21 protein-coding genes are annotated in these 19,296 nt (G+C 63.8%); 11 read left to right on the top strand and 10 right to left on the bottom strand.

All coding sequences use genetic code 11. The annotated features are described in order from the left end of the window. Positions 1-114: 114 nt before the first annotated feature. From IVB46_RS24930 to IVB46_RS24920, 3 genes are all read left to right on the top strand, one after another. Positions 115-1,887, top strand: a complete 1,773-nt coding sequence (locus IVB46_RS24930; protein WP_247343673.1) for a di-heme-cytochrome C peroxidase — start codon at positions 115-117, stop codon at positions 1,885-1,887. A gap of 114 nt (positions 1,888-2,001) precedes the next feature. Continuing rightward, a complete protein-coding gene (locus IVB46_RS24925) occupies positions 2,002-2,583 on the top strand; it encodes a peroxidase-related enzyme (RefSeq protein WP_071915102.1) in 582 nt (193 codons plus the stop codon). Beyond that, positions 2,580-3,077, top strand: coding sequence for an MgtC/SapB family protein (locus IVB46_RS24920; protein WP_247307148.1), 498 nt, complete (start codon positions 2,580-2,582; stop codon positions 3,075-3,077). Before IVB46_RS24925 ends, IVB46_RS24920 begins: the two co-directional genes overlap by 4 nt. A gap of 32 nt (positions 3,078-3,109) precedes the next feature. Here IVB46_RS24920 and IVB46_RS24915 read toward each other — a convergent pair whose 3' ends face one another. Together IVB46_RS24915 and IVB46_RS24910 are read right to left on the bottom strand one after the other, a co-directional pair. Then, positions 3,110-3,277, bottom strand: coding sequence for a hypothetical protein (locus IVB46_RS24915; protein WP_247307146.1), 168 nt, complete (start codon positions 3,275-3,277; stop codon positions 3,110-3,112). A 139-nt stretch (positions 3,278-3,416) separates the two neighbouring features. Continuing rightward, a complete protein-coding gene (locus IVB46_RS24910; protein ID WP_247307143.1) occupies positions 3,417-4,148 on the bottom strand; it encodes a Crp/Fnr family transcriptional regulator in 732 nt (243 codons plus the stop codon). 162 nt (positions 4,149-4,310) lie between these two features. Between IVB46_RS24910 and IVB46_RS24905 the strand changes: the two genes are divergently transcribed. Continuing rightward, complete coding sequence (locus tag IVB46_RS24905; RefSeq protein WP_247307141.1) at positions 4,311-4,514, top strand: hypothetical protein; 204 nt, start codon at positions 4,311-4,313, stop codon at positions 4,512-4,514. A 43-nt stretch (positions 4,515-4,557) separates the two neighbouring features. Here IVB46_RS24905 and IVB46_RS24900 read toward each other — a convergent pair whose 3' ends face one another. Next, positions 4,558-4,701 (bottom strand): hypothetical protein, encoded by a 144-nt coding sequence (locus IVB46_RS24900; protein ID WP_166094525.1) that lies wholly within the window; start codon positions 4,699-4,701, stop codon positions 4,558-4,560. 276 nt (positions 4,702-4,977) lie between these two features. Here IVB46_RS24900 and IVB46_RS24895 point away from each other — a divergent pair, with 276 nt between their 5' ends. Further along, positions 4,978-5,133, top strand: coding sequence for a hypothetical protein (locus IVB46_RS24895; protein ID WP_166352319.1), 156 nt, complete (start codon positions 4,978-4,980; stop codon positions 5,131-5,133). Between the two features lie 15 nt (positions 5,134-5,148). On the opposite strand, the gene IVB46_RS24890 is transcribed toward IVB46_RS24895, so the two are convergent. Continuing rightward, positions 5,149-5,778, bottom strand: a complete 630-nt coding sequence (locus tag IVB46_RS24890; protein ID WP_247307139.1) for a ParB-like protein — start codon at positions 5,776-5,778, stop codon at positions 5,149-5,151. Positions 5,779-6,116: 338 nt separating this feature from the next. Here IVB46_RS24890 and IVB46_RS24885 point away from each other — a divergent pair, with 338 nt between their 5' ends. The 6 genes from IVB46_RS24885 to IVB46_RS24860 all read left to right on the top strand — a co-directional run bounded on the left by IVB46_RS24885 (position 6,117) and on the right by IVB46_RS24860 (position 10,903). Further along, positions 6,117-6,458 (top strand): hypothetical protein, encoded by a 342-nt coding sequence (locus IVB46_RS24885; protein ID WP_063983965.1) that lies wholly within the window; start codon positions 6,117-6,119, stop codon positions 6,456-6,458. 208 nt (positions 6,459-6,666) lie between these two features. Further along, positions 6,667-6,954, top strand: coding sequence for an acyl carrier protein (locus IVB46_RS24880; RefSeq protein WP_007592476.1), 288 nt, complete (start codon positions 6,667-6,669; stop codon positions 6,952-6,954). 10 nt (positions 6,955-6,964) lie between these two features. Next, positions 6,965-7,435, top strand: a complete 471-nt coding sequence (locus tag IVB46_RS24875) for a 3-hydroxyacyl-ACP dehydratase FabZ family protein (RefSeq protein WP_063983966.1) — start codon at positions 6,965-6,967, stop codon at positions 7,433-7,435. After that, positions 7,432-8,637: a beta-ketoacyl-ACP synthase gene (locus IVB46_RS24870; RefSeq protein WP_247307137.1), complete on the top strand. Its 1,206-nt coding sequence runs from the start codon at positions 7,432-7,434 to the stop codon at positions 8,635-8,637. Before IVB46_RS24875 ends, IVB46_RS24870 begins: the two co-directional genes overlap by 4 nt. A gap of 47 nt (positions 8,638-8,684) precedes the next feature. Beyond that, positions 8,685-9,962, top strand: a complete 1,278-nt coding sequence (locus tag IVB46_RS24865) for a beta-ketoacyl-ACP synthase (protein ID WP_063983968.1) — start codon at positions 8,685-8,687, stop codon at positions 9,960-9,962. Positions 9,963-9,970: 8 nt separating this feature from the next. Beyond that, the gene (locus IVB46_RS24860; RefSeq protein ID WP_247307135.1) at positions 9,971-10,903 is read left to right on the top strand and encodes a lipid A biosynthesis lauroyl acyltransferase; all 933 of its coding nucleotides are present in this window, start codon (positions 9,971-9,973) and stop codon (positions 10,901-10,903) included. 226 nt (positions 10,904-11,129) lie between these two features. On the opposite strand, the gene IVB46_RS24855 is transcribed toward IVB46_RS24860, so the two are convergent. The 6 genes from IVB46_RS24855 to IVB46_RS24830 all read right to left on the bottom strand — a co-directional run bounded on the left by IVB46_RS24855 (position 11,130) and on the right by IVB46_RS24830 (position 19,139). After that, complete coding sequence (locus tag IVB46_RS24855; RefSeq protein ID WP_247307133.1) at positions 11,130-11,936, bottom strand: outer membrane beta-barrel protein; 807 nt, start codon at positions 11,934-11,936, stop codon at positions 11,130-11,132. A gap of 300 nt (positions 11,937-12,236) precedes the next feature. After that, complete coding sequence (locus IVB46_RS24850; protein ID WP_247307130.1) at positions 12,237-13,349, bottom strand: polyamine ABC transporter substrate-binding protein; 1,113 nt, start codon at positions 13,347-13,349, stop codon at positions 12,237-12,239. Between the two features lie 5 nt (positions 13,350-13,354). Next, positions 13,355-14,536 (bottom strand): aminotransferase, encoded by a 1,182-nt coding sequence (locus tag IVB46_RS24845; RefSeq protein WP_247307127.1) that lies wholly within the window; start codon positions 14,534-14,536, stop codon positions 13,355-13,357. 7 nt (positions 14,537-14,543) lie between these two features. Further along, positions 14,544-14,870: a rhodanese-like domain-containing protein gene (locus IVB46_RS24840; RefSeq protein ID WP_028170872.1), complete on the bottom strand. Its 327-nt coding sequence runs from the start codon at positions 14,868-14,870 to the stop codon at positions 14,544-14,546. 301 nt (positions 14,871-15,171) lie between these two features. Continuing rightward, the gene (locus IVB46_RS24835) at positions 15,172-17,100 is read right to left on the bottom strand and encodes a potassium transporter Kup (RefSeq protein ID WP_028146684.1); all 1,929 of its coding nucleotides are present in this window, start codon (positions 17,098-17,100) and stop codon (positions 15,172-15,174) included. 140 nt (positions 17,101-17,240) lie between these two features. Beyond that, on the bottom strand, positions 17,241-19,139 hold the full coding sequence (locus IVB46_RS24830; protein WP_071915124.1) for a potassium transporter Kup: 1,899 nt from the start codon (positions 19,137-19,139) through the stop codon (positions 17,241-17,243). Between the last annotated feature and the right edge of the window lie 157 nt (positions 19,140-19,296).

The raw sequence follows: 19,296 nt of genomic DNA, 5'->3' as shown, positions 1-19,296 counted from the left end.
TGACAGCTCTCGTCGCTACCGGGCGAGCTGCGTCTCGCCCAGCTCCGCATATCTGCACAGATTCTGGTTTCGAGAAAACGGGTGGTTCAATTGTAGTTCATGGAGGGTCATGCGATGCGTCGTATCGCTTTCCTCATTGGCTTTGCGCTGGTCGCCGCCGCAAGTTCGGGAATTGAGACCGCTCTCGGCGATCCCATTTATGTCGATCAAGGCCCGAAATGGACAGCGGAAGACAGGGCCGACTACTACACGCGCGACCAAGGCTCCCGCTTAATCAACCTCACCTGGTTACGGGCATTGAAAGCGAAGGACGGACAACCGTTCCTCTCGGATGGTCTGACCCGATACGGCTTTCTCCCAAATCCGGGCAATAATACCGACCTCCCCGTCGGCCTCCACACCACGGGTCCCGCAGAGTCCCAGATGGTCGGGATAACATGCTCCGCGTGTCACACGCGGCAGGTTGAAGTTGGGGGCAAGACGTACCGCATCGACGGCGGTCCGGCGTTTATGGATTTCCAGGAGTTCCTGAGCGACCTGGACAAGGCGGTAGGAGACGTAACCGCCAGCGACACGGCATTCGCTGCATTTGCTGCGGCCGTCTCCCAACCTGCGACACCTTCTGCTGCCGATGTTGCCGCACTACGTCAGAGGGTTGATGCATGGCACCGGCGCGTTCATGCATTCGTGACCGGTACATTGCCGCCAGTTGGTTGGGGCCCCGGACGTCTGGACGCGATCGGGATCATCTTCAACCGCATATCCGGCACCGACGTTGGGCCGCCGCCCGATTTTTTGATCCCGGAGAACATGAAGATTGGCGATGCTCCGGTGCGCTATCCTTTCCTGTGGAATTCACCGATGCAGAACCAGACCGACTGGGCCGGTTTTGTGTTGAATGGAAACCGCGTCTTCGCACTAGCCCGGAACGCGGGACAGGCTCTCGCATTCGGCAACTTCGAACCAAGGCGCTCGTTCGGCCCGTTCTTCAACTATGCCAACTCCATCAACTTCGATGGACTGAAACGACTTGAGGAATTGCTCCTGAAGATGGGCCCGCCAAAATGGCCATCAGATTGGCCTATCGACTCGAAGCTGGCTAAAGACGGTCAAAAAATCTTCGAGAGGCAGTGCAGCAAGGGGTGTCACGAGAAGAAGGAAGTCCGTGCCCTGCGCGACCTGTTTGTTACGACGTGGGTGACGCCGATTCAGAACGTCGGCACCGACACACGTCAATTCGACGAGCTTGGTTGGAGGGTGAAGACCGGCGCGCTGAAGGGAGCAGGTATCCCGTTGATCGCCAGGCACCTCGAGGAGGAGGATTATGCCGTCCACATGATGTTCAGTGCAGTCGCCGGAGCGATCCTCGACAATAAGCTGTATCTGGGGAGCGACGTCGGCTCTGGTGACGGCTTTGGCTCCTCGTTGCCTCCCAACGCCCAAAAGGCGCCCTCCACATCCCTCTCTCTGTCACCGGCTCCGGTCAAGGCGTCCATCGCGCCGCCCAGCAGCGCGCAACCTCCGAACCAGCCAGAAAGCCTGACGATCGAACCTGGGACGCTTCTTGAGCGGACCCTCAACAGAGGCGAGTATGAAGCTCGCGTGCTGGAGGGAATTTGGGCCGCAGCGCCTTATTTGCACAACGGCTCGGTGCCGACATTGGCGGAATTGCTCGTACCGCCTGCGAAGCGCATGTCACAATTCAAAGTTGGCGCGAGATACGACATCAAAAATGTTGGTCTTGACGTCACACAAGAGGGGCCAAATCGTCCGGTCACCGATTGCAATGACCTCAATTCAGGAAACAGCCGATGCGGGCATGACTATGGCACGCGCTTGAGCGACGACGAAAAGAAGGCACTCCTCGAATATTTAAAGACTCTTTGAGAGCCTCGGCTCTTTCTGCACTAGCCAGGATGTAGTCCGCGCAAGCGCTTTGCGCGAAGGACTGCGATCGACTATGTTCCGCGTTTCCCCGAGAGCCCCATCCGGAACATCGTCATGTCCCCTCCTCCTTCACAACGCTTCCCCGCACCCGCCCTCGACACGCTCCCCGACGACATCCGCACGCGCCTGCTCGCCGTGCAGGAGAAGAGCGGCTTCGTGCCGAACGTGTTCCTGACGCTGGCCTACCGGCCCGACGAGTTCCGCGCGTTCTTCGCCTATCACGACGCGCTGATGGAGAAGGACGGCGGCCTCACCAAGGCCGAGCGCGAGATGATCGTGGTCGCGACCTCGGCGGCCAACCAGTGCCAGTATTGCGTGATCGCGCACGGCGCGATCCTGCGCATTCGCGCCAAGAACCCGCTGATCGCCGACCAGGTCGCTGTGAACTACCGCAAGGCCGACATCACGCCGCGGCAAAAGGCGATGCTCGATTTCGCGATGAAGGTCTCGGCCGACGCACAGCGCGTCTCCGAGGAGGACTTCGCGGCGCTTGCACCGCACGGCTTCAGCGACGACGACATCTGGGACATCGCCGCAATCTCCGCCTTCTTCGCGCTGTCCAACCGGCTGGCAAACTTCACCGGCATGAGGCCGAACGAGGAGTTTTACCTGATGGGGCGCTTGCCGAAAAAATGACGGAGCTCGACTGGCCCGAAATCCTTGCTCGTCTCGGTGCCGCGACCGTCGCCGCCGGCGCGATCGGCCTCGACCGCGACCTGCACGGCAAGCCGATCGGGCTGAAGACGCTCGGCATCGTCGGGCTCTCCACGGCGACCGTGGTTCTGCTCGCCCTGCAGCTCGCCGAGCCAACCAAGGTCGCCGATGCCACCAGCCGCGTCATCCAGGGCATCCTGACCGGCATCGGCTTTCTCGGTGCCGGCGTCATCGTGCATCAAAGCATGGGATTTCGCGTCCGCGGGCTGACCAGCGCCGCCTGCACCTTTCTCGCGGCCTGCATCGGCATCGTCTGCGGTGCCGGACAGTGGAAGATCGTCGCCGTCGCGCTGGCGCTCGCCTTCGTGCTGTTGACGGTGGGCCGCCACATCGAGCGACGGTTGCACCGCGTGCTCGGCGGCAAGGAGGATGCGCACACCGCTGAGACGTCTCCGGACGCGCCGCCGCGGACCTAGCCGGCTGCGCCAGCACGCGGCTCTCACATCCGTCACGTTTTCCGTCGCTGGCTCCAGAAGCTTCCGATACCGACGATGGCGGTGACGAGCAGAACGGCAACGAAGGTCTGGATGATCGTGAAATTCAGGGCATCGCGCGCGACGAACAGCGCGGTGATGGCACCGGCAACGATGAAGAGAATGCGAAAGATTGCGCTCACGGTGATGCCTCCGGGTCAGCATGACTCGGAGCCACCTGCGCCCTCGACATTCAGGCAACACCGGTTCGGCAATCATGCCGACGGACCATAGCGCCCTGCGCCGATACGAATTTGCGGTAGGTCAAGTCGCCTGCGCGCCTCAAAGCATTGGCGACTGATGCAGGTAACGGCCGTCGAAATCGGCAAGGTCCAGAAATTTCCGCTCGTCCAGCACCGTGACGCGGCCGCGGTGCAGCTCGACGATGCCCTCCTGCCGCAACTGCTTGATCACGCGGTTGGCGTGCACCCCGGTGATTCCCAGGGCTTCGCCGATCTGCTCCTGGGTCAGCGGCATCTCGAAGCTGTTGCCGTCAAGACGCTCGATGACCCGGAGGCGTTCGCGCAGCTCGATCATGACATGGGCAAGCCTTGCGGGCGCGGGACGCTGGCCGACATTGACGATCCATTCGCGAAACATGGCGGCGTCGATCAGCGTGTCTCGCCAGAACATCTCGGCGACGCTTGGACTGCGCTGGTGCAATTTTCGCAGCGTTTCGTGACTGATGAAGCCGAGCGTGCACGGTGTCAGCGTCGACAAATCGTGATCCATCACGTGCAGGAACAGGCTCATCAGGTCGGGGATCTCGCCGGGGATGTGGATGGAGAGGATCTGACGCTTGCCGCTTGCTATCGTCTTGGAACGCGCACAGAAGCCGTCTGCGATCAGGCAGCAATCGGTTGCGCGCTCGCCGTCGCGCACCACGGGCGTCTCCGCCGGATATTGACGAACCGCAATTGGGAGCGCCTCGATCTCCTTCACGTCGTCGTCCGAGATGCCCGAAGATGTACGCAAACGCCTGACAAGCGCAGCACGGATCGTATCGCTAGGCACGCGAGCTAGCTCCGGTTGGTATGAGGTGGGACCTGTATTGCAATCCCTGGCGCCGAAGCGCCGCTGCAATGAAAAACCCGCGATCCACGCCCCCGGTTCCAACAAAAGTTAAGGACGCCACTCGCCTCCCCATGGTTGGCTTCGCGCCGGAAAGGTGCAGTCATGACCAAGAAGCGCAACCGCACGCGACCGGCCCTGTCACTCCAGGAGCGCCTGAACAGGTTCACGCAGGACGCCCGCGCCGCGGCCAAGAAGCTGCCCGCCGGCACCGAACGCCACACACTGTTGCAGAAGGCGCGCAACGGCGAGGCAGCCGCCGAGATCGAACGCCTTCTGTCCTCACCCGGCCCGCAGGACCAGAAGTGATCGTCCCACCGTTGCGTAGCGGCGACTGCGAGGCGCTACACCGCTAGCGCTGCGCCATCAACTCGAGCGCCGGAGCAAAGCGCTCGGAGAATGTCAGCGTCTTGGCGTGGCGAACTGCGGCAAACGATGCCGAGATTCCTGCTGTGGCGACTGCGAGCAAGGCGATTACGAAAACCAGACGGCGCATTTCGGCCTCCTGTGTGAGCTCGACTACCCCACAGAGATGGGGTGGCTCTGTTTCAGGACGGTTTCATCCCTGCAGAAAATGACTTCGCTCAAGCGGCTGTGATGAGATCCAGCTTCTCGGGCCGCTGCGCCGTAACCAACTAATAATCATCGTCGTTGTCTTGCGACGGTCGCGAGCGGTACCGGGAATTTCACGCCAGCGGCCACGATCATGAATCGCAAGACTGCCGCGATAAGCAGTATTCGCAGCAATGCGGAGTCATCGAGGATTGCTCAAATGAACGTCGTCATCCGGAAGCTCAATGGTCTGTGGCACCTCGTCGTCGGCTCGTGCCAGATCCGAACGCCCTTCCTGGCAACCCAGGACCGCGCGTTGGTCGTGAGCTACGCCCGGCGCGTCTACCCGGGCGCCAAGATCTTCCAGCGCGACTGATGCGAGCGGTTGCGCCTAATCGTCATCCGCCGGCCCGCACCAGCCGGGCAGATAGACAGCGTCCTTGCTCTTGGCCGCGGACAGGGCCTTCTCGAGCGCCTTGTCGAAATTGGCATCGACTGCCTTGCGCGTCAGTTTCCGGCGCAGAAAGTCGGCCCACAGGAATTCCGAGAACGGCGTGGTATCCTTCGCGAAGCCGCCCATGCGGCGGAGCTCGCCGGCAAGGCTTCGGAATGGATCGTCCTTGAGATCGACGACCGATTTCGGCAGATCGCGGAACGGCCGCCGTTCGCCCTTGGAATCGTAAGGATAGACCCAGCGCTTGTTGTCCATCACGCCCCAGAAAGCCTCGCGCTCGACCATTCTGAGGTCGCCGACCACGGTCACCAGCACTTCCTTGACGCCCTCGTCGTGCAATGCGCGGCCGAGATGATGATGGTCGATCACGTAGTAGCGCTGGTCCGGTCCGTAGACGACGGGGATCATGTGATTGCCGAGCAGGTCGGCCTGCTTCTTCTTGTCGTGCTCGCGCCAGCGCTTGCGCTTCTCCTTGACCTCGCGCATGCCGACCGTCATCTGCGTCGGCCGGAGCGACAGGATCGGCACCGGATGCACTCTCGGTTCGCGCGCGTTGGTGGTGGTCATGATGAAGGCCCCTCACATGGTTGCAACCGGTGGTCCAGTTCCCTTGATTATGCCATGGGCCGCGCGGTGGCAAAATGCGTTCGATCCGGCCGCGGAGATCACAAGCGGATGTACACGGGAGCCGACGGTGCGTGCTTCGGCGGTGTTGTTGCAACGCAACCTCAGCTTCCTGTCACCGACCTGACAGCCGGCGGCGCATTCGCTCGCGAGCCGTTCCGGAAAGATGCCATGCAAGATAGTGCGAAAGCGCAATGCACGTGCGCGTTGAGAAGATTTTCTGCAAGGCATTCACGACGTATGCTATCTAAAAATCGCTGCTTCGGAGTGATCCCCGCACCATGAAAACACAGCGGCCCATCAGCTCGGATGACGAGCACCGGGTGCTCCAGTTCAGGCCGCGCAACGCGTCTCCCCCGCCGGTCCAACGGGGCAGCGGTACCGTCCAGCCGCTGCGCGTCGCGCCCGAGCCGCTCGACCTGTCGCGCTACGAGAAGCCCCGCCCGGAACCGGACAATTTCCGCCACCGCATGCTCGCCAATATTGCGGCGCTCGCCTTCACCATCGCGCTGACCGCAATCGGGATCTGGCTCGCGGTGAGCATTGCCGACCTGCGCCGCACCCAGGATTGCGTGCTGATGGGCCGCCGCGACTGCGCCAAGATCACGACGCCCCATATCTAGGCACCCCCCGGGTGAAAAGGCCGCCGACGGCATCCCCAGCCCTGTCGCCGGGGCCGCCCGGCTCCATTGAACTCAGGGCGGCGCTCCGATATACGGGCTTTCGACCCGGCCAGAGGGGGGGTTGAGGGCATCATCGGGGCGCGATGCCCACCCACCGTTCCACTCTGGAACCTCAGACAAATATCAGCAATATATCAAAGGCTTAGTGATGTCCTCCACATTCGATCAGGTCGCTACGATCATCGCTGAAACCTGCGACATCCCGCGCGACACGATCACGCCGGATAGCCACGCCATCGATGACCTCGGCATCGACAGCCTCGATTTCCTGGACATCGCGTTCGCGATCGACAAGCAGTTCGGCATCAAGCTGCCGCTGGAAAAGTGGACCCAGGAGGTCAACGACGGCAAGGCGACCACCGAGCAGTATTTCGTGCTGAAAAATCTGTGCGCCCGCATCGACGAACTGGTTGCGGCCAAGGGCGCGAGCGCCTAAGCGCGCGATCATGCAACTCGAATACTTCCACATGATCGATCGCGTCGTCGACCTCAACGTCGACGCGAAGACGATTGTCGTCGAAGCCCTGGTCCCCAAGGAGAGCACGATCTTCGAGGGGCACTTCCCGGGCTATCCCCTGATGCCCGGCGTGCTCCTGATCGAATCGATGGCCCAGGCCTCGGGCTGGCTTCAGCTCGGCGTGCTCAAGTTCGAGCGCATGCCGATCCTGGCCGCCGTCAAGGAGGCCAAGGTCCGCGGCTCGGTCTTCCCCGGCGATCTCATGACCATCGAGGCGACCCTGTCGCATCAGGGCTCCGGCTATGCGGTGACCGAGGCCAAGATCAAGGTCGGCGGCAAGCTGCGCGCGAATTCGACGCTCACCTTCACGCAGATCCCCTTCCCCAATGCGGATATGCGCGGCTTCATGGACGCGGTCGCCAAACGCGTCGGCTTCCCGCAACAGGCCGGATCGCCATGACTGACACTGCTTTGAAGCCCGGCCAGACGGAAGTCTGGATCACCGGCATTGGCCTCGCCACCTCGCTCGGCGAAGGCCTGGACGCCAACTGGGCCGCGCTTCAGGACAAGCGCATCAATGTCGACGAGAAGGGCTTTGCGCCCTGCATCGTGCATCCCCTGATGCCGGTTAGCTTCGACAGCCAGATCCCGAAGAAGGGCGACCAGCGCCAGATGGAAGCCTGGCAGCGCATCGGCACCTATGCCGCGGGCCTTGCGCTCGATTCCGCCGGGATCAAGGGCAACAAGGACATCCTGTCGAAGATCGACATGGTGGTGGCCGCCGGCGGCGGCGAGCGGGACCTCAATGTCGACTCCGGCGTGCTCACGGCCGAGGCCAAGGGCGCCAATGCGCCCGGCTTCCTCAACGAACGGCTGATGAGCGATCTCAGGCCGACGCTGTTCCTGGCCCAGCTCTCGAACCTGCTCGCCGGCAACATCGCCATCGTGCACGGTCTCGGCGGCACCTCGCGCACTTTCATGGGCGAAGAGGTCGCGGGTGCCGATGCGGCGCGCATTGCGCTCGCGCGCATCGCCTCGGGCGAGAGCGACATCGCGCTGATCGGCGGCTCCCACAATGGCGAGCGCAAAGACCTGATGGTCCTCTACGAATTCGGCGACTTCAACCTGAAAGACAAGTTTGCTCCGGTGTGGGCGCGCAAGGATCACCCCGGTTTCGCGTTGGGATCTGCCGGCGCGTTCCTGGTGCTGGAATCGAAGGCGCACGCGGAAGCGCGCGGCGCAAAGCCGTTCGCAAAGCTGTCGAGCGTCGTTGCCGACCTCGCCCGGCGCAAGCAACCCGGCGACACGGCCGCGACGCTGGAGAAGCTTTGGGAAAAGCTGCCTAGGCGCGAGGGCAAGGGCGCGATCATATCGGGCGCGACCGGCGCGGAGCCCGCGACGTCAGAGGAGCGCGGCTTCCTGAAGGGCCATGCTGACTTCCCGGTGCGTTCGACCGGCACGATGTTCGGCCACGCCATGGAAACGCAATTCCCGCTTGGCATCGCGCTCGCGGCGCTGTCGATCTCGCGCGGTGCGCTGTTCCCGCCGAACGATTCCACCGGGACCGAGATTGAAATGCAGGGCGCGCCCACCCAGATTGTGGTGGTGGGGGCCGGACACTGGCGCGGCGAGGGCATGGCTCTGGTCGAGGCCGTAAGCTGAAGCGCGTCGCGCTTTGGCGGATGCTCTAGCTCAATCGGGGGATCGACATGACTGCACCACGCGACAAACTCGGGCGTCCCGTCGTCGTCGTCACCGGCATGGGCATCATGACCTCGCTCGGCAACGGCAAGGCCGACAATTGGGCGAAGCTCGTGGCTGGCGAATCCGGCATCCGCACCATCACGCGCTTTCCGGTCGACGGCCTGAGGACGACGATGGCCGGCACGGTCGATTTCGTCAGCGTCGATCCGTTCTCCTCCACCGGCCTGTCCGAGCGGATGGCTGAGCTCGTCACGCAGGAAGCGCTCGCGCAGGCCGGCATCGGCGCCAAGGCCGATTTCCCCGGTCCGCTCTTCCTTGCAGTTGCACCGGTCGAAGTCGAGTGGCCGCAGCGCCGTGAGCTCGGCCGTGCCGTCGGCGCGCAGGATATCACCTATGACGATCTGCTGCGCATCTCCGGCGGCGGCAAGTACAGCGCCTATCACCACCGCTTCATGTTCGGCTCGGTAGCAGCTTATCTCGCCGAGACCTTCGGCACCAAGGGCTCGCCGATCTCGCTGTCGACGGCCTGCGCCTCGGGCGCGACCTCGATCCAGCTCGGCGTCGAGGCGATCCGCCGCGGCGAGACCGATGCCGCGCTGTGCGTGGCAACCGACGGCACCGTGAACCCCGAAGCTCTCGTGCGGTTCTCGCTGCTCTCGGCGCTGTCGACCCAGAACGATCCGCCGCAGGCGGCCTCCCGCCCCTTCTCCAAGAACCGCGACGGTTTTGTCATGGCCGAAGGCGCCGGCGCCCTCGTGCTGGAAAGCTACGAAGCAGCGACCGCGCGCGGCGCAAAAATCCTCGGCGTGATCGCCGGCTGCGGCGAGCTCACCGATTCCTTCCACCGCACCCGCTCTTCGCCTGATGGCAAGCCGATCATCGGCTGCATGAACAAGACGCTGGCCGATGCCGGCATGACGCCGGACCAGATCGACCACATCAACGCGCACGGCACCGCGACGCCCGAGAACGACAAGATGGAGTTCAACACGACATCGGCCGTGTTCGGCGATCTCGCGCAGAAGATCCCGGTGACCTCCAACAAGTCGATGGTCGGCCACACCATCTCGGCCGCGGGCGCGGTCGAAGCGATCTTCTCGCTGCTCACCCTCGAGCATCAGCGCATTCCGCCGACGATCAACTACGACAATCCGGATCCCACGATCCTGTTCGACGTCGTCGGCAACAAGGCGCGCGATGCCCGCGTCACCGCGGTCATGTCGAACTCGTTCGGCTTCGGCGGCCAGAACGCCTCGCTGATCCTGACCCGCGAACCGGCCTGACCGGACGCATGGCGCTGCTTCCTGCGAGCACGAAGGCCCGCGCGCGGGAGGCCGCCAAGTCGATCGGCGGCAGCCTGATCGGCGCCGCCACCGTCGGCATGCTGCGCACCACGCGCTATTTCGATCCGGCCAAGACCTCGGACTTTTTCGCACGCGTCGTGAAGACGATCGGCCCGCGCCTGCGCGAGCACCGCATCGGCCGCGCCAACCTCACTGCGGCCTTCCCCGAAAAGTCGCCGGAAGAGATCGAACAGATTTTGATGGGCGTGTGGGACAATCTCGGCCGCGTCGGTGCCGAATTCGCCCATATGGACCAAGTCTGGGATTACGACCGCGATCATCCGGACAAGAGCCGGATCGAACTGCCCCAGCGCAGCATCAAGCTGTTCGACCAGATCCGCGACGACGGCAAGCCGGCGCTGATCTTTGCAGCCCATCTCGCCAACTGGGAACTGCCGGCGCTCGCCGCCGTCGCGCATGGGCTGGACACTGCGATCCTCTATCGCCGGCCGAACATCGCCTCTGCCGACCGCATCATCCAGGAGATGCGCCAGGTCAACATGGGCACGCTGATCGCTGCGGGGCGCGACGCGCCTTTGCGCCTCGCGCAGGCGCTGAAGGACGGCAAGCACGTCGCCATGCTGATCGACCAGTACCTGACCGGCGGCGTCGAGGTCACCTTCTTCGGCCGCAAGACCCGCGCCAATCCGATGCTGGCGCGCCTGCTGCGCCAGGTCGAATGCCCGATCCACGGCGTCCGTATCATCCGCCTGCCCGGCAACCGTTTCCGCGGCGAGCTGACCGAGGAGATCCCGCCGGTGCGCGATGCCGACGGCAAGATCGACATCCAGGGCACGACGCAGGCGATCACGAGCGTGGTGGAAGGCTGGGTGCGCGAGCATCCCGAGCAGTGGCTGTGGCTGCATAGAAGGTGGCGGTAGCGAGCCGTCAAACGGCTAACGCGGCTACCTAGTCCTCATCCTGAGGAGCGCGAAACGCGCGTCTCGAAGGATGCAGGCCCGGCCGGTGGCCTCGCCCTTCGAGACGCGCGCGAAGAGCGCGCTCCTCAGGGTGAGGGTCTGGCCTTCTCTCTACCGAAAGACTTCGTCCCAAACAAAAAGGCCCCGGCGCATGACCGGGGCCTTCGCGTTCAAGCTCTCGAACCGTTCAGTACTTCGCGACCACCGGTCCGCCGAACGTGTAGTTCACGCGCACCGTGCCGATGTCGATGTCCTGGCTGATGCGGTGGGTGCTTGGCGGCGCGGCGAAGGGGGCAATGGTGTTCGTGGTCACGTCCCGGCTGCCCATGAACAGATGATCGTATTCGACAGCGACGGACCAGCCCGGCGCGAAGCCGAACTCGATTCCCGCTCCCACGGTCCCTCCCCAACGCGTCTCGGAGCCGACGGCACCGGTCTGGCCGGCGACGACGGCGAAGAACGGCGCGAGAGCGGCCGCGCCGGCCGGCGTCAGCGTGAGCGAGTATTTGTCGTGAACGACGGCGGCACCGCCCTTGGCATAAAGCAGCACATTGTTGAAGGCGTACCCGACCTGCCCCGTGAACAGGCCGAAGGCGTTGACCTTGGTGACGTCGTTGAGGAGAGAGGTGGTACCAAAGACGGCATACTGGCTCGCGTTGCTGCCCCTAAAATCGGCCCAGTTGCCCTGCGCCTCCAGGCCGAACACCCAGTTGGTCGCCTGCCAGCGATAGCCGACCTGGCCACCGACGGTGGCGCCCGTCGCGTTGTGGCACCCCTCGGGAACTGACGGCACGATCGGGAAGCCGGAATCGTTGAAGATGTCCCAGCAGGTGTGCGCAGAACCGCCGCCACCGTTGATACCGAGATAGAGACCGCCCCAATTGTAGACCGGCGCCACGACAGGAGCCTTGGTGTAACGCGGGGCCATGTCGGCCGCCGACGCAGCGGTGACGAACAGCAACGAGCCAGCCGCAGCCAGAACAAATTTCTTCATCGGGGCAATTCCTATGAACGAATATATTCCGGTTCCATACACCGGAACCGCGCCGGACGCTGTCACCCCAAGGACACATCCGGATACCATCGCAACGACGTCAGGTTGTATGCGCAATCTGAGAAGACCGGCCGCAGATCGGCACCGCGCGCGCTGCTTCAGGTCATTGCGTCCGCGCGTCAATGAAGTCAGGCGTCATCGCAACTTAAGCACCGCCACCGCCGGCGACCCGCAGGTGACGCTTCTACTGTGCATGGGGTTGTTTTGCAGATTTTGGCTTCCGGGCGGTCCCCAGAGCGACTACCTTCCCGTCTTCACCTTTGTCCACAGCCGGTTGATGATCCGCTGCGTCGCAGGCTCACGCGCCGTGATGACGAACAGTTTTGTTAGCGTCGCCTCGTCCGGATAGATGTTCTTGTCGTTCAGGATCTTCGGTTCGACCAGCTTCTGGCTGGCGAGGTTGCCGTTGGCGTAGGACAGGAAGTCCGAATTCTTGGCGGCGACATCAGGACGGTAGAGATAGTTGATCAGCTCGTAGGCTTCCTTGACGTTCTTGGCATCCGCGGGGATCGCGAGATTGTCGAAGAACATCTGCGCGCCCTCTTTGGGAATCGCGTAGCCGATCTCGATGCCGCTTTTAACTTCAGCCGCGCGGGCGCGGGCCTGCATGATGTCGCCGGACCAGCCGACCACGATGCAGATCTCGCCGGTGGCGAGCGCGCTGAGATATTCGGACGAGTGAAACTTGCGCACCGACGGGCGGACTTTTGCGACGACGTCGGTGGCCTTGTCGAGGTCGGCCTGCCTGGTCGAGTTCGGATCGAGTCCGAGATAGTTCAGCGCCGCCGGAAAAATGTCGTCGGCGGAGTCGAGCATGTGGACGCCGCAATCTCTGAACTTCGCCAAATTCTCCGGCTTGAAGACGATGTCCCAGCTGTCGATCTTCGCGTCGGGCCCGAGGATCTGCTTCACCTTGGCGACGTTGTAGCCGATGCCCGTCGTGCCCCACATGTAGTTGGCGGCGTAGACATTGCCGGGATCGTAAATGCCAAGGCGCTCGGTCACCACCGGCCAGGCATTGGCCAAGTTCGGCAGCTTCGACCTGTCGAGCTTCTGGAAGATGTTGGCCTTGATCTGGCGCTGGAGGAAATAGGCCGTGGGCACCACGACGTCGTAGCCGGACTTGCCGGCCATCAGGCGCGTCTCCAGCGTCTCGTTGGCGTCGAACGTGTCGTAGACCACCTTGATGCCGGTCTCCTTGGTGAAGGCATCAAGGACGTCAGGCGCCATGTAGTTGGACCAGTTGTAGAAGTTGACGACCCGCTCCTCGGCTCCTGCGGGGGCGGAAAACAACGTCAGCGCCGCGGCGATTGCAAAACCAAGGCAAAGCCAGGAGCGGCCGACGTTCGTCATCTTTCCTACCTCTTGCGTCCGCGCACCGCGTCCGACAAGCGCTCCAGCGCGGTGTCGAGCGTCTCGTCCTTCTTGGCAAAGCAGAAGCGGACCACGGAGGTCACCGCGTCCTGCTCGTAGAAGGCCGACACCGGGATCGCCGCAACCTTGTAGTCTTTCACAATCCGCCAGCAGAACTCGGTGTCGCTCTCGTTGAGCCCGAGCGGCGACAGGTCGACGGTGAGGAAGTAGGTTCCTTGCGACTTCAGCACGGGGAAGCCGAGGCTCTCCAGCCCCTTGGTCAGGCGGTCCCTGCTCCGCGTCAAATCCTTGCGCATCGACAGGAAGTAGTCGTCGGACTTGCCGAGGCCGTAGGCGACGGCGGCCTGGAGGTTCGGCGCGGTGGTGAAGGTCAGGAACTGGTGCACCTTGGCGGCCACGCGCAGCAGCGGCGGCGCGGCGCAGACGAAGCCGATCTTCCAGCCGGTCAGCGAGAAGATCTTGCCGGCCGAGCCGACCTTGATGGTGCGATCGCGCATGCCGGGGATGGTGATCAGCGGGATGTGCTTGTGCTCGTCGAAGGTGACGTGCTCCCAGACCTCGTCGCAGATCGCGATGACGTCGAACTCCTGGCAGTAGCGGGCGAGCAGCTCGAGGTCCTCGCGCGGATAGACCACTGCGGACGGATTCAGGGGATTGTTGAAGAGCACCGCCTTGGTCTTTGAATTGAAGACGCTTTTCAGCATGTCCTCATTCAACCGCCAGTGCGGCGGCTCGAGCCGGACCAGGCGCGGAATGCCGCCGGCCTGGCGGATGATCGGCAGGTAGGAATCATAGACCGGCTGGAAGCAGACCACCTCGTCGCCGGGCTGGACCACCGCGAGGATCGCCGAGGTCAGCGCCTCAGTGCCGCCGGAGGTCACCATCACCTCGCTCATCGGATCGAGCTTGAGGCCGTGCCAGTGACCGTAATGAGTCGCGATCGCCTGGCGCAGCTCCGGCAGGCCCATCATCGAGGGGTACTGGTTGTAGCCGTTCAGCGAGGCATCGGCCGCGGCGCGGCGGATGTCCTCAGGCCCGGGATCATCGGGAAAGCCCTGGCCGAGATTGATGGCGTTGTTGTCGCGCGCGGCCTGCGACATCGCCTCGAAGATGGTGACGGGAAGGTCGGCAAAGACCTTGTTCAGCGAGGAGCTCTTGGTCGTCATCGCGAGGTCAGCCACCGACCTTGCTGGGAAGACCCGCCGCCTTCCACCCCAGCATGCCGCCGGCCAGATGCTTGTCATAAGGCAGACCCGCCGCCTGCGCCGCGAGCGAGGCCGTCACCGAGCGCTTGCCCGAGCGGCAGGCGAACACGACCTCCTTGCCCTGGGGATCGGGGATCGCCTTGGGATCGAAGGTCGAGAGCGGCACGACAACGCCGTAAGGATAGGCCTCAGCGTCGACCTCATTCGGCTCGCGCACGTCGACGAGCAGATAGCGCCCTTCCGCGACACCCTTGGAGACCTCGTCCGGGGTCAGATCCTGTACCTGGTTTGCCACATCATCCTCCAACGTCACGAGCCGCCTGCCGGGGCGATCCCGGCGGGCGGCAACCTCGCCTCTCGGCAGGCGAAAATCAAGCGCTACAAAGGCTTGAGCTGCATGCCGCAAGTTAAAGCTAAATCGCAGCGACTTGAAGTGCGGCTTTCAGGATGCCTGCGCCTGCTTCGCATCCCACCACGCGCTCGGTGTCATTCCCCGCGAAGGCGGGGAATCCAGTACGCCGCGGCCTATCGATTCAACCACAACTGTCTCGGAGTACTGCGTCGCCCGGTCAAGCCGGGCGACGACGGCGGTGGGGCTAGATCGTGACCTGGGTACCGACCTCGACCACGCGGCCGGAGGGGATCTGGAAGTAGTCGGTGGCGTCGTTGGCGGAGCGGCTGAGCGAGATGAACAGCCGGTCCTGCCAGCGCGGCATGCCGGAATGGGCGGCGGGTTTGAGCGCCCGCCGCGACAGGAAAAACGAGGTCGACATGATGTCGAACTGCCAGCCGAGCTTGCGGGCGATCGCCAGCGCCTTCGGCACATTGGGCGATTCCATGAAGCCGAACTTCAGCGTCACCTTGGAGAAGGTCGGTGAGATCTGCTCCAGTCTCACGCGCTCGGCGGGATCGATCCGCGGGGTCTGCGCGGTCTCGATGGTGAGAATGACATTCTTCTCGTGCAGCACTTTGTAGTGTTTCAGACTATGCATCAGCGCGGTCGGGGCGCTGAGCGGGTCTGAGGTCAGGAACACTGCGGTGCCGGGCACGCGCTGCGGCGGCCGCTTCTCCAGCATCGCCACGAGGTCGGCGAGCGGGAATTCGAGCTTGCGCGACTTCTCGAACAGCAGCCGGCTGCCGCGCCGCCACGTGTACATCAGGATGATCATCAGCGCGCCGAGCGCCAGCGGCACCCAGCCGCCCTCGAACACCTTGAGCAGGTTGGCGGCGAGGAAGGTCAGGTCGAGGAACAGGAACGGCACGATCAGGGCGGCGGCAGCGAACGGCGACCACTTCCAGACCTTCCAGATCACGACGAAACCCATCATCGCCGTGACCACCATGGTCCCGGTGACCGAGATGCCATAGGCCGATGCCAGCGCGCTGGAGGAACGGAACAGCAGCACCAGCAGCACCACCGCGACCAGCAGAAGCTGGTTGATGCGCGGGATGAAGATCTGGCCCGAATGGGCTTCAGAGGTATGGCGAATTTCGAAGCGCGGCAGCAACCCGAGCTGAATCGCCTGGCGCGTCAGCGAATAGGCACCGGTGATGACGGCCTGGCTCGCGATCACCGTGGCGGCGGTGGCGAGAACGACCATGCAGCCGCGGAAAAAGCCTTGCGGGAACAGCTGGAAGAACGGGCTCACGATCGCGCCGGGATCGCCGAGGACGAGAGCGCCCTGCCCCAGATAGTTCAGCGCCAGCGACGGCAGTACGATGAACAGCCAGGCGGTCTGGATCGGCCGCTTGCCGAAATGGCCGAGGTCGGCATAGAGCGCCTCGGCACCGGTGACCGCCAGGAACACGGCGCCCAGCGTCACGAAACCAATGATGCCGTGGTGGAACATGAAGGACACGGCGTAGAGCGGGTTCAGCGCGAACAGCACCTGCGGCTGCTCGATGATCGGGTGGATGGCCGCGATCGCGATCACCGCGAACCAGACGCACATCACGGGACCGAAGAACGCGGCGACGCGGGCGGTGCCACGCGACTGCACGGCGAACAGGCCGACCAGGATGATCACGGTCAACGGAACGATGTAGGGCTCGAAGTGCAGGGTGACGTCCTTCATGCCTTCGATGGCCGACAGCACCGAGAGCGCCGGCGTGATCACGGCGTCGCCGTAGAACAGGGCGCCGGAAATGATGCCGAGCAGGACGATGGTCGCCCCGCCGGTGCCGACCGCGCGCTGGGCCAGCGCCATCAGCGCCAGCGTGCCGCCCTCGCCATTGTTGTCGGCGCGGAGCAGGATCACGACGTATTTGAGCGTCACCACGACGATGAGCGCCCACAGGATCAGCGAGAGCACGCCGAGCACGGCCGCCGGCGTCGGCACCCCCTCCGCGCCCGAGGCCGCCATCACCGCCTCGCGGAACGCGTAGAGCGGGCTGGTGCCGATATCACCGTAGACGACGCCGATGCTGCCGAGCGTCAGCGCACCGAAACGGGCGGTGGTGTGGGCTTCGCCATGCCCATTGGCCGCCGCCGTTTCCGGGGCGGAAATCGCTACGTCACTTGTCATGGGAGAGCCCAGTGGCCTCTAGAATGCTTCACTGCACAACGGCGGAAGAGCGCGCGGCTTATAGTCCTGCGCTGCCGGCATAGCCTAGCCCGATTTTGGGCCCTTGCCATGCGAAATTTGCATGACTTGGCCAATTGCGTTCAGATGGTGACTTGGGTGCCGACTTCAACCACCCGCCCGGTCGGAATCTGGAAATAGTCGGTGGCGTCGTTGGCGGACCGGCTCAGCGCGATGAAGAGATGGTCCTGCCACAGCGGCATGCCCGACTGCGCCGAGGCCTTGAGCGACCTTCGCGACACGAAGAACGAGGTCGACATGATGTCGAACTGCCAGCCCTGCTTGCGGGCGATCGCCAGCGCTTTCGGCACGTTCGGCTGCTCCATGTAGCCGAAGCGCAGCCTGACCTTGGAGAACTTGTCGCTGATCTTCTCCATGCGGAACCGCTCGGACAGCTCGACCCGCGGCGTGTGCGCGGTCTCGATGGTCAGGACCACGTTGTGCTCGTGCAGCACCTTGTTGTGCTTGAGATTATGCAGCAGCGCGGTCGGCACGAAGGCGGGATCACTGGTGAGGAACACCGCGGTGCCCTTGACGATGTGCGGCGGGCGTTTTTCGAGGCTGCGGATCAGGTCGTCGAGCGGCACCTCGATCCGGCGCGTCTTCTGGAGCAGGATGCCGGTCCCCTTGCGCCAGGTCCAGATCGTCCCGGCCATGACCGCGCCGAACAGCAGCGGCACCCAGGCGCCCTCGAGCAGCTTGAGCAGATTGGCGCTGAAGAAGCTGATGTCGACGACGACGAAGGGCACGATCACCGCCGCAGCCGTCGCAGCGCGCCAGTTCCACAGTTTCCAGATCACGACGAAGCCCATGACGCCGTCGGCGACCATGGTGGTGGAGACCGCGATGCCGTAGGCCGAAGCCAGATTGCTGGGGGTGTGGAACAACAGCACCAGCAGCATCACGCCGATCAGCAGCAGCCGGTTCACACGCGGCAGATAGATCTGGCCGGCATGGGTCTCGGAGGTGTAGCGCACCTCGAAGCGCGGCAGGAGGCCAAGCTGCACCGCCTGATAGACCAGCGAATAGGCGCCGGTGATCACGGCCTGGCTCGCGATCACGGTTGCCGCGGTCGCAAGTCCAACCAGCGGCAGCACCAGACTCTCGGGCACCATGCGATAGAACGAATGCTCGATCGCGCTGGGATCAGACAGCACCAGCGCGCCCTGCCCGAAATAGTTGATCAGGAGCGCGGGCAGCACGAAGAACATCCAGGCCGACTGGATCGGCTTGCGGCCGAAATGGCCGAGATCGGCGTAGAGCGCCTCGCCGCCCGTCACCGCCAGGAACACGGCGCCCAGCGTGACCAGACCGATCGTGCCGTGCGACAGCAGGAATTGCAGTGCGTAATAGGGATTGATTGCCGCCAGCACCGACGGATCGTCGGCGATGTGCACGGCGCCCATCACCGCAAGAACGGTGAACCAGATCACCATCACCGGCCCGAAGGCCGAGGCCACCAGCGCCGTCCCCTTGCTCTGGACCGCGAACAGCAACACCAGGATGATGACGGTGAGCGGTACGACATAGTGGTCGAAGGCGGGGGTCACGAGCTTCAGACCCTCGACCGCCGACAGCACCGAGATTGCCGGCGTGATCATGGAATCGCCGATGAACATGGAGGCGCCGACCACGCCGAGCGCGAGCAGGAACCAGCTTCGCCGCCCGAGCGCGCGCTGGCCGAGTGCCATCAGCGAGAGCGTGCCGCCCTCCCCGTTATTGTCGGCGCGCAGCAGCAGCAGGACGTATTTGGCGGTGACGACGATAAAGAGCGCCCAGAGAATCAGCGAGAGCACGCCGAGCACCATGACCCGCGAGACAGGCTCGCCATGGGCCGCGCCCCTGACCGCCTCGTGGAATGCGTACAGCGGCGAGGTGCCGATATCGCCGAAGACAACGCCGATGCTTCCGAGCGTCAGGCCCCAGAAACCCGAGGTGACCGGCCCGTCCTGAGCGTCGGTCGATGTGATGCTCGCCGTCATGTGAGATGAGAAACGCTTCTTCCCGAGAATTGATCCGGCGCCTTTTGACCGTTCCGGCGCGCCTGTCAATCGGCACACCACCATAGCAGCCGCCGGGGCTGATGCTGTGACGGCGCAGCAACGATCGTTGTTAGCGCGACGACATGCCTCAGGTAAG

The organism is Bradyrhizobium sp. 61 (assembly GCF_023073075.1).
In the GTDB taxonomy this organism is placed as follows: domain Bacteria; phylum Pseudomonadota; class Alphaproteobacteria; order Rhizobiales; family Xanthobacteraceae; genus Bradyrhizobium; species Bradyrhizobium barranii.
The sequence above is the reverse complement of the archived record's forward strand: the minus strand, read 5'-3'. Positions and strand labels throughout refer to the sequence as shown.

Bases quoted from the DNA above. Each gene is read 5' to 3' on its own strand.
- IVB46_RS24930 (WP_247343673.1), top strand. From the start codon at position 115: ATGCGTCGTATCGCTTTCCTCATTGGCTTTGCGCTGGTCGCCGCCGCA.
- IVB46_RS24925 (WP_071915102.1), top strand. From the start codon at position 2,002: ATGTCCCCTCCTCCTTCACAACGCTTCCCCGCACCCGCCCTCGACACG.
- IVB46_RS24920 (WP_247307148.1), top strand. From the start codon at position 2,580: ATGACGGAGCTCGACTGGCCCGAAATCCTTGCTCGTCTCGGTGCCGCG.
- IVB46_RS24905 (WP_247307141.1), top strand. From the start codon at position 4,311: ATGACCAAGAAGCGCAACCGCACGCGACCGGCCCTGTCACTCCAGGAG.
- IVB46_RS24900 (WP_166094525.1), bottom strand. From the start codon at position 4,701: ATGCGCCGTCTGGTTTTCGTAATCGCCTTGCTCGCAGTCGCCACAGCA.
- IVB46_RS24895 (WP_166352319.1), top strand. From the start codon at position 4,978: ATGAACGTCGTCATCCGGAAGCTCAATGGTCTGTGGCACCTCGTCGTC.
- IVB46_RS24890 (WP_247307139.1), bottom strand. From the start codon at position 5,778: ATGACCACCACCAACGCGCGCGAACCGAGAGTGCATCCGGTGCCGATC.
- IVB46_RS24885 (WP_063983965.1), top strand. From the start codon at position 6,117: ATGAAAACACAGCGGCCCATCAGCTCGGATGACGAGCACCGGGTGCTC.
- IVB46_RS24880 (WP_007592476.1), top strand. From the start codon at position 6,667: ATGTCCTCCACATTCGATCAGGTCGCTACGATCATCGCTGAAACCTGC.
- IVB46_RS24875 (WP_063983966.1), top strand. From the start codon at position 6,965: ATGCAACTCGAATACTTCCACATGATCGATCGCGTCGTCGACCTCAAC.
- IVB46_RS24870 (WP_247307137.1), top strand. From the start codon at position 7,432: ATGACTGACACTGCTTTGAAGCCCGGCCAGACGGAAGTCTGGATCACC.
- IVB46_RS24865 (WP_063983968.1), top strand. From the start codon at position 8,685: ATGACTGCACCACGCGACAAACTCGGGCGTCCCGTCGTCGTCGTCACC.
- IVB46_RS24860 (WP_247307135.1), top strand. From the start codon at position 9,971: ATGGCGCTGCTTCCTGCGAGCACGAAGGCCCGCGCGCGGGAGGCCGCC.
- IVB46_RS24855 (WP_247307133.1), bottom strand. From the start codon at position 11,936: ATGAAGAAATTTGTTCTGGCTGCGGCTGGCTCGTTGCTGTTCGTCACC.
- IVB46_RS24850 (WP_247307130.1), bottom strand. From the start codon at position 13,349: ATGACGAACGTCGGCCGCTCCTGGCTTTGCCTTGGTTTTGCAATCGCC.
- IVB46_RS24845 (WP_247307127.1), bottom strand. From the start codon at position 14,536: ATGACGACCAAGAGCTCCTCGCTGAACAAGGTCTTTGCCGACCTTCCC.
- IVB46_RS24835 (WP_028146684.1), bottom strand. From the start codon at position 17,100: ATGACAAGTGACGTAGCGATTTCCGCCCCGGAAACGGCGGCGGCCAAT.
- IVB46_RS24830 (WP_071915124.1), bottom strand. From the start codon at position 19,139: ATGACGGCGAGCATCACATCGACCGACGCTCAGGACGGGCCGGTCACC.